Here is a 15,091-nt window from a genome sequence, read left to right as displayed (position 1 = left end):
TTGAGTTGCCTCTTGTGCTAAGATAGTAATCAATTACTATCTTACAAGGAGTGCTAGTGGACACCCATCCAAAGCATCTGCCGGCCGATGAACGTCGTGCCGTAACTGTCGAGTCCGTCGTGGCGCTTGCCGGTTCGCAAAACCCAAGCGAGATCACCACTGCGGCTATCGCTAAACACATGAACTTGACCCAGGGTGCGCTGTTTCGGCACTTCCCGAACAAGGAAGCCATTTGGCAGGCGGTCATGGAGTGGGTAGCAGAGCGCCTATTAGCCAGAATCGATCAATCCGCACAAGGAATCGAGTCGCCCTTGGCAGCCATGGAGGCGATGTTCATGAGCCATATCGAATTTGTTGCTGACCACCCAGGTGTACCAAGAATGATGTTTGGTGAGCTTCAGCGTGCCGAATCGACACCGGCCAAGCGCATGGTGCAAACCTTGATTCAGCGCTACGGCGAACGTTTGCATCGTCTCATCGAGAAAGGCAAGGCCAGCGGCGAGTTGTCTCCCTCGCTTGACAACGAGGCAGCGGCAACGCTGTTCATTGGCACGATCCAGGGCTTGGTCATGCAATCGCTGTTGGCGGGTGATGTAGAACGTATGCATCGCGATGCGCCGCGCGTCTTTGCAATTTATCGGCGTGGCATAAGGAGTACGCAATGAAAAAGTTGCCCTTGCAAGGCCGCACCCTGGCGTTGCTTGCCGTCATCATTCCTTTGCTGGTGCTCTTTGTTTATGTCGGTCTGCGATCAGGGCCGCTCGCCCCTGTCGCTGTGACGGTAACAAGCGTCGAGTCACGGGCTATCACGCCGGCGCTGTTCGGCATCGGCACGGTGGAGGCGCGTTACACCTACAAGATCGGCCCGACGTTTGCCGGGCGCGTCAAACGTCTGGATGTACATGTGGGAGACCAAGTCAAGGCCGGGCAGGTACTAGGTGAAATGGACCCGGTCGACCTCGATGATCGGGTGCGGTCACAGGAATCGGCATTCAAGCGTGCGGAAGCGGCTTTGCGCGAGGCTGAAGCCCGGCAAGCCTACGCGCAAACCCAGGCGCGCCGCTATGAGCAATTGTTTGCGGTGCGCTCGACCAGCGAGGAAATCGTCACCACCAAGCGGCAGGAACTGCAGATCGCCGATGCCGCCCTATCCGCCGCTCGGGAAGATATTGCCCGGGCACGCTCCGACCGCGAAGGACTCGTCGCGCAGCGGAGCAATCTGCGCCTGATCGCGCCGGTCGACGGTGTAGTCGCCGTGCGCGATGCCGATCCCGGCACGACCATCGTCGCAGGCCAGGCCGTGGTGGAAGTGATCGACCCCAAGAGTTTGTGGATCAATGTGCGCTTCGACCAGATCAGCGCATCGGGGCTGGCTGGGGGGCTGCCGGCTCGTATCGTCCTGCGTTCGCGTGGCGGCCAGACGTTGAATGGTCGCGTGCTGCGGGTGGAACCCAAGGCCGACGCGGTAACCGAGGAAACGCTCGCCAAGGTGACATTCGATAACAAACCAGAACCTTTGCCACCGGTGGGTGAACTGGGCGAAGTCACGGTTGACTTGCCGGCGCTCCCGGCCGCTCCACTGATCCCCAACTCTGCCGTCCAGCGTGAGGGCGACAAAGTCGGGGTCTGGCAAATCGTGGATGGTGATCTGCGTTTCTCCCCGGTCAAGCTCGGCACTTCCGACCTCAATGGTTACGTGCAGGTGCGCGAAGGGCTCAAGAATGGGGACCAGGTTGTGACCTATAGCGAAAAGGCACTGACGGCGCGCAGCCGCATCCATGTGGTCGACCACATCCCAGGAGTGTCACGATGATCAGCCTGGCCGGCCGCGACATTCTCCATGCCTGGGGAAAGTTCGTCTTCACTGGCATCGGTCTGGGTCTGCTGATCGGCGTCACCCTGGTCATGGCCGGGGTGTACCGGGGCATGGTGGACGACGGCAAGGCGCTGCTCGACAACAGTGGCGCCGACCTTTGGGTGGTGCAAAAGGACACTCTGGGTCCTTATGCGGAGTCGTCCAGCCTCAACGATGACGTGTATCGCGCCATCCTCGCCATGCCGGGAGTCGCCCAGGCAGCGAACGTGACCTACCTGACCATGCAGGTACGCAAGGGCGAGAGTGATGTACGCACCATGGTGGTCGGCATCGCGCCCGGCGCGTTGGGGGCTACACCCGGATGGCCTCCTTATCTCGTCGCTGGACGCCAGATCACGCGCAGTCACTACGAGGCGGTGGCCGACATCGCCACCGGCTTCAAACTGGGAGATCGTCTTGCCATTCGCCGAAATCATTACACCGTCGTTGGGCTTACACGGCGCATGGTGTCGTCCAGCGGCGACCCGATGGTATTCATTCCGCTCAAGGATGCCCAAGAGGCTCAGTTCCTCAAGGACAACGACGCCATTTGGCAAAGCCGGCGTCGCACCGAAGCCAACCCGGCTTTCAATCGACCCGGTGTTCCAGGTTTGCTGGATGCCGTGATTGCTTCACAGAGCACCAACGCGTTCGTCAATGCAGTACTGGTCACACTGAAACCTGGCCATACGCCGGACGAGGTTGCCGAATCCATCCGGCGCTGGAAGCGTTTGACGGTCTACACCCGGGCACAGATGGAAGACATCCTCGTCGGCAAGTTGATCGCCACCTCGGCCAAGCAGATCGGCATGTTCTTAGTGATTCTGGCCATCGTTAGCGCGGCCATCGTTGCCTTCATCATCTATTCGCTGACGATGGACAAAATCCGCGAGATCGCGGTGTTGAAGCTCATCGGCACACGCAACCGAACCATCGCCGCGATGATCATGCAGCAGGCGCTCGCCCTGGGCGTGATTGGTTTCGTGGTCGGCAAGATCACAGCCACTTTCTCAGCGCCCCTGTTTCCCAAGTACGTACTGTTGATGCCGTTCGACTCCATCGCCGGTTTTTTCGCCGTGCTCGTGATCTGCGTTCTAGCCAGCATCGTCGCCATTCGCATGGCACTCAAGGTCGATCCGGCCGAAGCCATTGGAGGTTGAGATGAGTGGCAAAGGCATTCGCATCGAAGGTTTGAGAAAACGTTATGGCGAGGGGGATACCGCGGTCGATGCCTTGAAAGGCGTGGACATGCAGGTGGCACCCGGCGAGGTGGTTGGCCTGATTGGCCCTTCCGGGTCCGGCAAGAGCACGCTGCTCAAATGTCTGGGCGCAGTGATTGATCCGACCGCAGGGCGCATGACGCTGGGTGATGAAGTGATCTACGACGATGGCTGGAAAGTCCGCGACTTGCGCGCCTTGCGGCGCGACAAGATCGGTTTCGTTTTCCAAGCACCATACCTGATTCCGTTTCTCGATGTCACCGACAACGTGGCGCTGCTGCCGATGCTTGCAGGCGTCGCGAATGGAGAGTCGCGCGCGAAGGCACTGGAATTGCTCACGGCGCTTGATGTGCAACACCGAGCTCGCGCGATGCCCTCGCAACTCTCCGGTGGCGAGCAGCAACGGGTTGCCATCGCGCGCGGATTGGTCAATCGTCCCCCGGTGATCCTGGCCGATGAACCCACTGCGCCGCTGGATTCCGAGCGCGCCATGGCTGTGATCCGCATCCTCAATGACATGGCTCGGAAGTTCGAGACCGCCATCATCGTCGTCACCCATGACGAAAAGATCATCCCCACTTTCAAGCGCATCTACCACATCCGCGACGGTGTGACCCATGAGGAAGCTGGCGAAGGGCGGGAGTTCGAATGAGAGAACGATTGAATTACAGGAGAATTTCATGACCCACCGCAAACACAGCCACGCATTTGGAACTATCACCCTGACCGTTACGGCCTGCCTGCTTTTATGGGGTTTTCAGTTGCCCGCTTGGGCTGGTGACGCTACCCAGATTGAGCCACTGGCGCTACGCAAGATCATGCAGGAACTCGGGCGCAACATGCCGGCTATTACCGGTGCGATTTCGCAGGAGGAATGGGTTCAGGTCGTTCAGCTCGCCCCAAAAGTTGCTGCACACCCCGAGCCACCGCTTACTGAAAAAATGCGCATCCTTGCTTACCTCGGCGCTGATGCGACCAAGTTCAGAAACTTTGACGCGCAGACTCACGAGGCGGCGCTGGCCATGAAGCTTGCTGCTGCGAGCAGCGACGGCAAGGCGGTGATCCAATCATTCGCCCACGTGCAGGACAGCTGCTTGGGCTGCCACCAAGCTTTCCGTAAACCTTTCGTGGAGCATTTTTATGGAGCACGCTAAAACATGCCAGCGCCCCATCAGCCTCGAAAGACGGCTTGCGGCAACTTACCTAGTAGCTGGTCTGGTCACCGCCGGTCTGGCCGGCTGCGCCGCCGGCCCTGATTTTCAGCGTCCCACCGCACCCGATGTGGCTCGCTACACTGCAACACCGGTAGCTGATAGAACCGCGTCCGCTCCCACGCAGTTCGGCGAAACACAACGTCTAGTCGAAGGGCTTCCGATCGAAACGCAATGGTGGCAAAGCTTGGGTTCATCCACACTCGACGGACTGATCAACGAAGCTTTCCATGTCAGCCCGACGCTGGCGAGCATCAGCGCCAATTTGCGACAGGCGCAGGAGCTTCTTGCCGCACAGGCGGGCTCGACGCAATATCCACAGGTAGATGTCGCACTGGGATCTCAGCGCCAGCAAATGAGTCCCAGTAGCCAAGGGTTGAGCGGAGACGCACGTCAATTCAGCCTCTACAACGCCAGCGTTGGCGTGCATTACAACCTCGATCTGGCTGGCGGCAACCGGCGCGCACTCGAAGCCTTGGCTGCTCGCGCCGACTACCGTCGCTTCGAACTGAATGCTGCGCGCCTGGCCCTTGCCGGCAACATGGCAACCGCTGCCATTACCCGAGCACGCCTCGCCGCGCAACTAGAAGCCACTACTGCCATTTTGCGCGTGCAGGATGAGCAACTGCGCCTAGCCCATGAACGCGTGCGTATCGGTCAGGCCTCACCTGATGAAGCGTTGAGCCTACAAGCTCAGGCGGAGCAAACGCGGGCAGAACTGCCTGCGCTGCGTAAACAACTGCAACAAACCGAACATCTACTGGCGGTGCTAGCCGGTCGTGCCCCAGGCACGGGTGGCATCCCAGCCTTCACTCTGGCCGATTTCACTCTGCCCGTCGAGATGCCGCTCGTCGTGCCCTCAGAACTGGTGCGCCGCCGACCGGATATCCAGGCGTCAGAGGCGCTGTTGCATGCGGCCAATGCAGACTATGGTGTGGCTATCGCCAAGCTCTACCCACAGATCAACCTGAGCGCCAACCTTGGCTCTCAAGCGCTGACCACCGGTGCCCTGTTCGGTGGTGGCTCGGCAGTGTTGGGCCTGGTTGCGCAGCTCACCCAGCCTCTTTTTAATCCAGGGCTACCCGCTGAAAAAAGAGCGGCGCTCGCCGCTTTTGATGCCGCCGCAGCCAATTACCAGAGCGTCGTGTTGGAGTCTTTGCGTAACGTCGCCGACACCCTGCGCGCGGTGGAAAGCGATGCACAAACTTTGACTGCCCTCGCTGCCGCTGATATGGCTGCACAGGCCTCCTTGCAGTCGGTCGAGCGGCAATACCGGCTGGGCGCGGCCAGCTACCTGCAACTGCTCATCGCGCAGCAACAGGCACAGTCAATCCGGATCAATATGGTTTCGGCCCAGGCACAACGCCTAGTCGATAGTGTTGCTTTATATCAGGCCCTGGGAGGTGGTGTCAGTTAAGGCTATACCCTAACCTGATGTCAGATGCTGGGCGCAAACTACGTCAGAATAGAATTACAGTTTGCATTTATTGACACAAGCTGCCAAGGGTAATAGATTTCATCCTGACACTTTCACCTTTGGAGGCATCTTGCAAGGTCAACGCATTGGCTATGTCCGCGTCAGCAGCTTCGACCAGAACCCTGATCGGCAACTGGAGCAAATCGATGTCGGTAAGGTCTTCACCGATAAGGCTTCCGGCAAGGACACGCAACGTCCCGAACTTGAAAGGCTGCTGGCCTTCGTCCGCGAGGGTGATACCGTGGTGGTGCACAGCATGGACAGGCTGGCACGCAACCTTGATGACCTGCGCCGCATCGTTCAGGGGCTGACACAACGAGGCGTGCGCATGGAGTTTGTTAAAGAAGGGCTGGCGTTCACCGGCGATGACTCACCGATGGCCAACCTGATGCTGTCGGTCATGGGGGCTTTTGCGGAGTTCGAGCGCGCACTGATCCGCGAACGCCAGCGCGAGGGGATCGCGCTTGCCAAACAGCGTGGCGCCTACCGGGGACGAAAGAAATCGCTAAACAGCGAACAGATTACCGAGTTGAAACGGCGAGTCGCGGCTGGCGATCAAAAAACCTTGGTGGCCCGTGACTTCGGCATCAGCCGCGAAACCCTGTACCAGTACCTGCGGGAGGACTGACCATGCCGCGCCGCTCAATCCTGTCCGCCACCGAACGCGAAAGCCTACTGGCACTGCCAGATGCCAAAGACGAACTGATCCGGCAGTACACGTTCAACGAGACTGATCTGTCGATCATCCGCCAGCACCGTGGCCCCGCAAATCGATTGGGCTTCGCTGTGCAACTTTGCTACTTACGATTTCCCGGCATCTTTTTGGGCATCGATGAGCTTCCGTTTCAGCCCTTGTTGCGCATGGTGGCCGCACAACTCAAGGTGCCAGTGGAAAGCTGGAACGAGTATGGTCAGCGCGAGCAGACACGGCGGGAGCACTTGGTTGAGTTGCAAACGGTGTTCGGATTCAAGCCCTTCACCATGAGCCACTACCGGCAAGCCGTCCATACATTGACCGAACTGGCCTTGCAGACCGACAAAGGCATTGTGCTGGCCAGCGCCCTTGTCGTAAACCTGCGGCGGCATAGCATCATCCTGCCCGCCATGAATGCCATCGAGCGCGCGAGCGCCGAGGCCATCACCCGTGCCAACCGGCGAATTTACGCGGCGTTGACCGATTCTTTGTTGTCGCACCACCGTCAGCGCCTAGATGAACTTCTCAAGCGCAAGGACGGCAGCAAATTGACGTGGCTGGCATGGCTGCGCCAGTCGCCCATCAAGCCGAACTCTCGGCATATGCTTGAACATATCGAGCGCCTCAAGGCTTGGCAGGCGCTTGACCTTCCCGCAGGCATCGAGCGACAAGTTCACCAGAACCGCCTGCTCAAGATCGCCCGAGAGGGCGGACAGATGACACCCGCCGACTTGGCCAAATTCGAGGTGCAACGACGCTATGCCACTCTGGTTTCGCTGGCCATTGAAGGCATAGCTACCGTCACCGACGAAATCATCGACCTGCACGACCGCATCATTGGCAAACTATTTAACGCCGCCAAAAACAAGCATCAGTAGCAGTTTCAGGCTTCCGGTAAGGCGATCAATGACAAGGTGCGGATGTATGGCCGCATCGGCCAAGCCTTGCTGGAAGCCAAACAGAGCGGCGGCGATCCGTTCGCCGCCATCGAGGCAGTAATGCCGTGGGATACCTTCGCAGCCAGCGTCACGGAGGCGCAAAAGCTCGCGCAACCGGAGAGTTTCGACTTTCTGCATCGCATCGGTGAAAGCTACGCTACGTTGCGCCGTTACGCGCCGCAGTTCCTGGACGTACTCAAGCTTCGGGCGGCGCCAGCCGCCAAGGGCGTACTCGATGCCATCGAGGTGCTTCGCGATATGAATAGCGACAACGCCCGCAAGGTGCCCGGCGACGCGCCGACCGTATTCATCAAACCGCGCTGGGCCAAATTGGTGCTCACGGACGATGGCATTGACCGGCGTTACTACGAGCTGTGCGCCCTGTCGGAGCTGAAGAACGCGCTGCGCTCAGGAGATGTCTGGGTGCAGGGTTCGCGGCAGTTCAAGGACTTCGATGAGTACCTAGTACCGGTCGAGAAATTCACCACCTTGAAGCTGGGCAACGAATTGCCGCTAGCAGTGGCCACCGATTGCGATCAGTATTTGCACGGCCGACTGGCATTGCTGGAACTGCAGCTTGCCACCGTCAACCGCATGGCTGCGGCCAATGATCTGCCGGATGCCATCATTACCGAGTCCGGCCTGAAGATCACGCCGCTGGACGCGGCAGTGCCGGAGACTGCACAAGCCATAATCGACCAGTCGGCGATGCTGCTGCCACACGTAAAAATTACCGAACTGCTGATGGAAGTTGATGAGTGGACAGGCTTCACCCGGCATTTCACGCACCTGAAGACCGGCGACACGGCCAAGGACAAAACCTTGCTGCTGACGACTATCCTGGCTGATGGCATCAATCTTGGACTCACCAAAATGGCTGAGTCCTGCCCTGGCACGACCTACGCCAAACTGTCGTGGCTGCAAGCTTGGCACATCCGGGATGAAACGTATTCGACGGCACTGGCCGAGCTGGTGAATGCGCAGTTTCGACAACCTTTCGCCGAAAACTGGGGCGATGGCACCACATCATCGTCAGATGGCCAGAATTTCAGAACTGGTCGCAAGGCCGAGAGCACGGGACACATCAACCCGAAATATGGCAGCAGCCCAGGACGGACTTTCTACACTCACATATCCGACCAATACGCGCCTTTCAGCGCCAAGGTGGTCAACGTCGGCTTGCGCGACTCGACCTATGTGCTCGATGGCCTGCTGTACCACGAGTCTGACTTGCGTATCGAGGAACACTACACCGACACAGCGGGCTTCACCGATCATGTGTTCGGCCTGATGCACTTTCTGGGATTCCGGTTCGCGCCGCGCATCCGCGACCTGGGCGACACCAAGCTGTTCATTCGCAAGGGCGATACTGCCTACGATGCACTCAAGCCGATGATTAGCAGCGACAGGCTGAACATCAAGGCTATTCGCGCTCATTGGGATGAAATCCTACGGCTGGCCACTTCGATCAAGCAGGGCACGGTGACGGCCTCGCTGATGCTGCGCAAGCTCGGCAGCTATCCGCGCCAAAACGGCTTGGCCGTCGCCCTGCGCGAGCTGGGGCGCATCGAGCGCACGCTGTTCATTCTGGATTGGCTGCAAAGCGTGGAGCTGCGCCGCCGCGTCCATGCGGGGCTGAATAAGGGCGAGGCGCGCAACGCGCTGGCCAGGGCCGTCTTTTTCTACCGATTGGGTGAAATCCGCGACCGCAGTTTTGAGCAGCAGCGCTACCGGGCCAGCGGCCTCAATCTGGTGACGGCGGCCATCGTGTTGTGGAACACGGTCTATCTGGAGCGTGCCACCAGTGCTTTGCGTGCCCACGGCAAGGCGCTGGACGACACGTTGCTGCAATATCTGTCACCGCTGGGGTGGGAGCATATCAACCTGACCGGCGATTACCTATGGCGCAGCAGTGCCAAGGTCGGTGCGGGGAAGTTCAGGCCATTGCGACCGCTGCCACCGGCTTAGCGTGCTTTATTTTCCGTTTTCTGAGACGACCCCATTAAAAAGATTCCCAGTCCCCATCTGCGCCTCCGGCCGCCTTAGGCTTGGCCGCACTGTTGAACGGCGCTTGGCGCACGGGCGCAGCCGCCTTGGGAGCGGACGCAGCCGCCATCTTGACCTTCAGCTCCTTGGCCAACTGAATTACGGCCGTACCCAATTTTTGGGACGCTTTGGAGAAGCCCGTGTTGTTCTCCAACTGTTTTTCGGCTTCTTCGTAAGCACCCTGGTTGATCAGGTGCGCCACCTTACCTGCTTCTTGGTGAAATTGACGATGCGATTCCAGCAGATTCACAAAGGATGGCTTGCCGCTGTATTTCGATCCACCGGCGCCATACAGCCACTCGCCAAGATCACAGCAATCGTCTTTAAAAAGAGTGTCAGCATCAAGAGTTTCTCTCTTAGCAACAGCGGTACGCAACCTGGCACGCCAGTTGGCATGGGACTGAATGGCGTTGTCCAGATTCACGCCCAAAGAGGTGCCGCCGTGCCCGCTATCATCTGCAATGCGACCAAAGGCCTTAGTTGCTGGTGCAGCCACGCGGGTCGGCGCAAAGTGCGCACGTGGTGCCGCAGCCTGTGCACGGCGGGCCTGCGCGCGTTGCTCATCGGCAGGTGACAACTTGAAGAACGCCACGGTGCTAACCAAGTCTTGCGCTTGGCCGTTAAGGCTGCCAGCCGCTGCGGCCATTTCTTCCACCAAGGCCGCGTTCTGCTGAGTGACTTGGTCCATCTGTGTCACAGCTTCGCCCACTTGGCTCACGCCCTGGCTTTGTTCGTTGCTGGCAGCACTGATCTCGCCCATGATATCGGTCACGCTACGGATGGCGGTGACGACTTCTGTCATGGTTGCCCCCCGCCTGATCAACGAGCACGGTGCCTTGTTCGACCCGCTCTACGCTGGCAGTGATGAGACTCTTGATTTCCTTGGCCGCGTCGGCTGATCGGCCTGCCAGATTGCGGACCTCACTGGCCACCACGGCAAAGCCGCGGCCTTGCTCACCCGCGCGAGCAGCTTCCACGGCGGCGTTCAGCGCAAGAATGTTGGTCTGGAAGGCAATGCCATCAATGACGCTATGATGTCGCTGATCTTGCGTGAGCTCTCATTGATACCCTTCATGGTTTCAACCACCTGGCCCACCACCTCGCCGCCATGCACGGCCACCGTAGAGGCGCTCATGGCCAATTGGTTGGCTTGGCGGGCGTTGTCCGGATTCTGGCGCACGGTGGAATTGAGTTGCTCCATGGATGCAGCGGTCTGCTGCAAGGCACTGGCTTGTTGCTCTGTGCGCGCACTCAGGTCGTTGTTGCCCTGGGCAATTTCTGACGAGGCCGTCTCCACGTTCTCAGAGCCTTCACGCACATGGCCCACGATGCGCGACAGGCTTTGCTGCATCTCCGCCAGGGCGTGCAGCAGGCGGGCAGGCTCGTCCTTACCCTGGGCGTCGATGTCGATCGACAAATTGCCCCGGCTGATTTCCTCTGCGGCCTCTACCGCGCGCTGCACCGGGGTGGTGATGGAACGCGTGGCCCACACGGCAAACAGCAGCCCCAGCAGCAAGGACACTCCTGCACCGACGCCCAGCGTCCACTGGCTTGTGACAGCTGCCGTCAGAACAGACTTCTCAAGCGCAATCAGTTCGTCATGGGTGTATTTAGTGACAGCTTCAAGTGCGTTAATGTAGTTCTGCGCCAGCGGGCGTAACTCGCTATCCACCTGTGCAAAAACGTCTTCTCCGGCTTTCTTGCGCTCCAGCAACTTGGCCCGTACAGCGAGGTAGGTCTTGCGAGCCGCCGCCACATTGGCCAACAACTCCTTGCTCTTGGCTCCCTCCATCAGCGCTTCCAACTTCTTTTGTCCTTCAGTCACCTCCTTGGTGGTGGCAGCCATCTCCGCGCCCAATGATGAGATGTACGCAGCATCCGATGTTTTGAGCGCCGCTGAGGCTCGTGCCCAGTTCAAATCAATGGCGGCCTTCCAATTCATGGCTAACTCATTGCGCTCAATTTCTATGGATGAAATGCGCACGGTGGCTTCTTTGAGGGTCGAAAGACGCCAAACGCCGAAAGTGGCAATCAAGGCCGTGATCAAAAGAAGGAGGCCAAATGCCAATCCCAAGCGAGTACCAATTTTGAGGTAGTTCATCGTGTCTCTCTATAAAAGGCTTATTGATGCAGCTATGCGGCCTTGCCGGATAGATGTCGCATGGGGCAATCAGGCGATCAATTCAGGCGCCAGTTCTGCGATAGCTTGATAGTGGGAAAGGAACACCTGCCCGCTGAGGCCATTCAGAAATTCGGTTTTTCTCAAACGGTCCATCACGGGGCCCTTGACTTCTGAGAGATGGAGCCGCACACCAGCCCCGCGTAAGCGCAGATCGATAGCTTCCAAGCTTTCCAGTGCACTCGCATCAATATCGTTGATGGCCGAGCACTGCAATATCACGTGCACCAACCCGTGGCGGCTGGCAACGGTGCTGTTGATGCGGTCTTCCAGCGCGCGTGAGTTGGCGAAGTACAGGCTTTCGTCCACTCGCAGGCTCAGCACCCGTGGGCTCACCGCCACTGCATGGCGCTGCACATTGCGGAAATGCTCGGAGCCGACGACAAGACCCACCTCGGCCATGTGCGGGCGACTGGTGCGGTAGAGATAGAGCGCCAGGGATACTCCTACCCCCAGAATCAGCCCAGTCTCAACGCCCACAGTGAGGGTGGCCACCAGCGTGGCCACAACTGCAGAAAAGTCGGACTTCGCGTAGTTCCAAGTCTTGCGAAGGATGCTGAAATCCACCAACGAGAGTACCGCTACCACGATGGTGGCGGCTAACGTAGCCTGTGGCAGGTAGTACAGTACGGGGGTAAGAAACATCGAGGCCAGTGTGATACCGGCTGCGGTGAATACGCCGGCAGCGGGTGTTTGCGCCCCAGCGTCAAAATTAACTACCGAGCGTGCAAAGCCACCCGTGACCGGGAAGCCACCGGTTAAGGCCGCCGAGAGGTTGCTCGACCCGAGTGCTACCAGCTCCTGGTCGGGCTCGATGCGCTGGCGCCGTTTGGCCGCTAGCGTCTGCCCGACCGATACCGACTCCACAAAGCCGACCACGCTGATGAGCAGCGCCGGCACTAGCAGCGCCTGCCACAGGCCTAGATCCCACAGAGGCAGCGTGAACGGCGGTAAACCCTGAGGCACGGCGCCCACGATCTTCACGCCTTGAACTTGCCAGTCCAGCGCCCAGGTGAGCAGCGTTGTCACGGCGATGGCAGCCACCGGCCCAGTCTTGGCCGCCACGTCGGCCGCGCGCGGCTTCATGCCCAATCGCTGCAGCAAAGGTTTGAGACCGCTGCGCACCCAGAACAAAAATGCGACGGTTACCGCTCCAATGGCCAGGGTCAGCACATGCACCTGGCCGAGCTGTGACATCAAGGACAGGCTCAGATCCAGGAAATTGTGCCCTTCGGCGCTCACACCCATCAACGTCTTGAGCTGGCTGGCCGCGATCAGGATGCCCGATGCCGAAATGAAGCCTGAGATGACCGGATGGCTGAGGAAGTTGGCAAGAAAGCCAAGACGTAGCAACCCCATGGACAGCAGCAGCAGGCCCGAAAGAAAAGCCAGCGTGATGGCTACTGCCCAGTATTCGGGTGTACCAGCCGGGGCATGTTGTCCGATGGCAGCAGCTGTCATGAGCGAGACCACCGCCACCGGCCCCACCGCAAGCACGCGGCTGGTACCGAACACCGCATATAGCAGTAGCGGCGCAACGCTGGCGTAAAGACCCACCTCGGGCGGCAAGCCCGCGAGCATGGCGTAGGCGAGGCTCTGAGGGATCAACATGATGGTGACGATGAGTGCAGCCACGCTATCACTCACCAGAGCCTCGCGGTTGTACGCTCGCCCCCATTGCAACACAGGCAGTGAAGGCAACATGCGGCGCCAGGATGGCATTGTGATCATCGAAAGATACCTGCGTAGGCGTTAAACATCACGACTTCGATGGCGGCACGGGTGGTACCAAACTGGTTAGGTTGAATCCGGCCTGGGCGGCCCGATGTACGAGATCTGGCCAGGGCGTTGAACCCACTTGCGAAAGCGCCCAAAGCAAGGCTGATCGTGTACCGTTGCGGCAGAAGGCCAGCACAGGGCCAGGCAACTGTGTCAGCAAGTCACCAAAATCGCGTCCGTCCTGCGCGCGAACGCTACCCGAGACGAAGGGCAGATAGGCCAGCTTCAGTCCAACTGCGTGTGCAGCCGTCGCAATATCCTGTGAGCTGAACTGCCCTGAGCTTTCACCATCAGGACGGTTACAGACTAGGGATTTGAAGCCGGCGGCAGCAATCGCCTGAAGGTCGTCCGGAGAGATTTGCCCAATGACCGACAAGATGTCGTATGGGGGTATGGCGTTGAAAGGCGTCACCTCACGCTCCCATACGTCGACTCGAGCATGCGCGCTCGGCGATTTCAAAAATTACCATGCCCAAGAGCATGGCCGCCACGAAAACCGCAGCCTTCAATTCGCCCGAGCCCATTGACACGATACCCGGACCAGGGCAGAAACCTGCCAGCCCCCAGCCCGCACCAAAAGTCAGGCCGCCGATGAGCAGGCGCTTGTCGATCTGCGTTGACTTCGGTAGGTGCAGGGCACCGCCCATGAAGTTGGTGGTTCGCTTGCGCGCCAGCGCAAAGGCGAAAAAGCCCACGGCAATCGCGCCTCCCATGACGAAGGCCAACGAAGGGTCCCAAATGCCGAATAGGTCGAGGAAGCCCAGCACTTTTGCCGGGTCGGTCATGCCGGAGAGCAGCAGGCCCAGGCCGAACAGTAGGCCCACAAAGAACTCGGTGATGCGGTGCATGTAGATGCTCCTTACAGAACGTGGCGAACCACGAATACCATGGTGAAACCCGCACCCATGAACGCGAGTGTGGCCACCAGTGAGCGGGGTGACAGGCGCGAAAGACCGCAGACGCCGTGCCCGCTGGTGCAGCCCGAGCCGTAGCGGGTGCCCAGACCCACCAGTAGTCCAGCGCCCACGATGGTAGGGAAACCGGCGTTGATGCGTGGCGCCTGCACAAAGTCGGCAGGCGCCAGCAAGCCGTACACGAGCGGTGCGGCCAGCATGCCCAGCAGGAAGGCGATTCGCCAGCCGGCGTCTCCCAGCTTAGGTGGTAACAGGCCACCCAGGATGCCGCTGATGCCTAGCACCCGGCCATTGACCAGGATGAAGAAGGCGGAGGCTACGCCCAGCAGGATGCCGCCGGACAGCGAAGCCCAGGGCGTGAAATTGACCCAATCAATCGTCATGACTCACTCCGTTTCACAAACACAAAATTGTTCGTACAGCACCTGCATCACGGCCAGCGCTTTGGGGCTGGTCAATGCGTAGTGGATGTTTTTGCCTTCACGGCGGGTGCTCACCAGTTCCTCATCGCGCAACACGGTTAGTTGCTGCGACAAGGTGGGCTGCACGATGCCCAGCAACTCTTCAAGCTCACCAACCCGGCGTTCGCCCTGCGAGAGTTGGCACAGGATGAGCAGCCGGTCTGGGTTGGCCAGCACCTTCATCACTCGGCAGGCCCTGTCCGCGGCCAACTGCATTTGTTCCAAGTCCATCACGGAGTTCTTCATCGGTGCTTCTTTCTGGGGTGTGGTGGCCTAAGACTTTTCATTCGATAGCAATAATATATTGACAAACAAAC

The 15,091-nt window shown here is 59.3% G+C and carries 12 protein-coding genes and 3 pseudogenes; 8 read left to right on the top strand and 7 right to left on the bottom strand.

All coding sequences use genetic code 11. The features are described 5' to 3' along the window. Positions 1-56: 56 nt before the first annotated feature. The 8 genes and pseudogenes from HF327_RS12600 to HF327_RS12565 all read left to right on the top strand — a co-directional run bounded on the left by HF327_RS12600 (position 57) and on the right by HF327_RS12565 (position 9,363). Entirely contained in the window at positions 57-665 is a 609-nt protein-coding gene (locus HF327_RS12600) for a TetR/AcrR family transcriptional regulator (RefSeq protein WP_198460501.1), read from the top strand. Then, the gene (locus HF327_RS12595; protein ID WP_198460500.1) at positions 662-1,813 is read left to right on the top strand and encodes an efflux RND transporter periplasmic adaptor subunit; all 1,152 of its coding nucleotides are present in this window, start codon (positions 662-664) and stop codon (positions 1,811-1,813) included. The genes HF327_RS12600 and HF327_RS12595 overlap by 4 nt, the downstream gene beginning before the upstream one ends. Further along, positions 1,810-3,015, top strand: coding sequence for an ABC transporter permease (locus tag HF327_RS12590; protein ID WP_198460499.1), 1,206 nt, complete (start codon positions 1,810-1,812; stop codon positions 3,013-3,015). Before HF327_RS12595 ends, HF327_RS12590 begins: the two co-directional genes overlap by 4 nt. Before the next feature lies 1 nt (position 3,016). Then, positions 3,017-3,727, top strand: a complete 711-nt coding sequence (locus HF327_RS12585) for an ABC transporter ATP-binding protein (RefSeq protein ID WP_011733938.1) — start codon at positions 3,017-3,019, stop codon at positions 3,725-3,727. Positions 3,728-3,755: 28 nt separating this feature from the next. Continuing rightward, positions 3,756-4,229 (top strand): cytochrome c, encoded by a 474-nt coding sequence (locus tag HF327_RS12580; protein ID WP_198460498.1) that lies wholly within the window; start codon positions 3,756-3,758, stop codon positions 4,227-4,229. After that, positions 4,216-5,703: an efflux transporter outer membrane subunit gene (locus HF327_RS12575; RefSeq protein ID WP_198460497.1), complete on the top strand. Its 1,488-nt coding sequence runs from the start codon at positions 4,216-4,218 to the stop codon at positions 5,701-5,703. The genes HF327_RS12580 and HF327_RS12575 overlap by 14 nt, the downstream gene beginning before the upstream one ends. 130 nt (positions 5,704-5,833) lie before the next feature. Continuing rightward, positions 5,834-6,391 carry a recombinase family protein gene (locus HF327_RS12570; RefSeq protein ID WP_034377874.1) on the top strand — a complete coding sequence of 186 codons (558 nt, stop codon included), beginning with the start codon at positions 5,834-5,836 and terminating at the stop codon, positions 6,389-6,391. Positions 6,392-6,393: 2 nt separating this feature from the next. Next, positions 6,394-9,363 (top strand): annotated as a pseudogene (locus HF327_RS12565) (Tn3 family transposase). Positions 9,364-9,397: 34 nt separating this feature from the next. Here the strand turns inward: HF327_RS12565 and HF327_RS22090 are convergent. The 7 genes and pseudogenes from HF327_RS22090 to HF327_RS12535 form a co-directional block, all read right to left on the bottom strand. Further along, positions 9,398-9,826: pseudogene (locus tag HF327_RS22090) on the bottom strand (CZB domain-containing protein); the annotation flags it as partial. 93 nt (positions 9,827-9,919) lie between these two features. Continuing rightward, positions 9,920-11,542, bottom strand: a pseudogene (locus tag HF327_RS12560) (methyl-accepting chemotaxis protein); the annotation flags it as partial. A gap of 69 nt (positions 11,543-11,611) precedes the next feature. Further along, the gene (locus tag HF327_RS12555; protein ID WP_236024171.1) at positions 11,612-13,324 is read right to left on the bottom strand and encodes a SulP family inorganic anion transporter; all 1,713 of its coding nucleotides are present in this window, start codon (positions 13,322-13,324) and stop codon (positions 11,612-11,614) included. A 55-nt stretch (positions 13,325-13,379) separates the two neighbouring features. Then, positions 13,380-13,811: a TIGR01244 family sulfur transferase gene (locus HF327_RS12550; RefSeq protein WP_240939623.1), complete on the bottom strand. Its 432-nt coding sequence runs from the start codon at positions 13,809-13,811 to the stop codon at positions 13,380-13,382. 1 nt (position 13,812) lies between these two features. Beyond that, positions 13,813-14,247 carry a YeeE/YedE family protein gene (locus HF327_RS12545; RefSeq protein WP_198460495.1) on the bottom strand — a complete coding sequence of 145 codons (435 nt, stop codon included), beginning with the start codon at positions 14,245-14,247 and terminating at the stop codon, positions 13,813-13,815. Between the two features lie 11 nt (positions 14,248-14,258). After that, complete coding sequence (locus HF327_RS12540; RefSeq protein WP_166312334.1) at positions 14,259-14,696, bottom strand: YeeE/YedE family protein; 438 nt, start codon at positions 14,694-14,696, stop codon at positions 14,259-14,261. Positions 14,697-14,699: 3 nt separating this feature from the next. Beyond that, positions 14,700-15,020: an ArsR/SmtB family transcription factor gene (locus HF327_RS12535; protein ID WP_008903065.1), complete on the bottom strand. Its 321-nt coding sequence runs from the start codon at positions 15,018-15,020 to the stop codon at positions 14,700-14,702. Positions 15,021-15,091 lie beyond the last annotated feature (71 nt).

This window comes from Comamonas suwonensis (genome assembly GCF_012844455.2).
Classification (GTDB): Bacteria; Pseudomonadota; Gammaproteobacteria; order Burkholderiales; family Burkholderiaceae_C; genus Comamonas; species Comamonas suwonensis.
This window is presented reverse-complemented; position numbering and strand designations above follow the sequence as displayed.

Bases quoted from the DNA above. Each gene is read 5' to 3' on its own strand.
- HF327_RS12555 (WP_236024171.1), bottom strand. From the start codon at position 13,324: ATGTTGCCTTCACTGCCTGTGTTGCAATGGGGGCGAGCGTACAACCGC.
- HF327_RS12575 (WP_198460497.1), top strand. From the start codon at position 4,216: ATGGAGCACGCTAAAACATGCCAGCGCCCCATCAGCCTCGAAAGACGG.
- HF327_RS12585 (WP_011733938.1), top strand. From the start codon at position 3,017: ATGAGTGGCAAAGGCATTCGCATCGAAGGTTTGAGAAAACGTTATGGC.
- HF327_RS12535 (WP_008903065.1), bottom strand. From the start codon at position 15,020: ATGAAGAACTCCGTGATGGACTTGGAACAAATGCAGTTGGCCGCGGAC.
- HF327_RS12580 (WP_198460498.1), top strand. From the start codon at position 3,756: ATGACCCACCGCAAACACAGCCACGCATTTGGAACTATCACCCTGACC.
- HF327_RS12590 (WP_198460499.1), top strand. From the start codon at position 1,810: ATGATCAGCCTGGCCGGCCGCGACATTCTCCATGCCTGGGGAAAGTTC.
- HF327_RS12545 (WP_198460495.1), bottom strand. From the start codon at position 14,247: ATGCACCGCATCACCGAGTTCTTTGTGGGCCTACTGTTCGGCCTGGGC.
- HF327_RS12540 (WP_166312334.1), bottom strand. From the start codon at position 14,696: ATGACGATTGATTGGGTCAATTTCACGCCCTGGGCTTCGCTGTCCGGC.
- HF327_RS12595 (WP_198460500.1), top strand. From the start codon at position 662: ATGAAAAAGTTGCCCTTGCAAGGCCGCACCCTGGCGTTGCTTGCCGTC.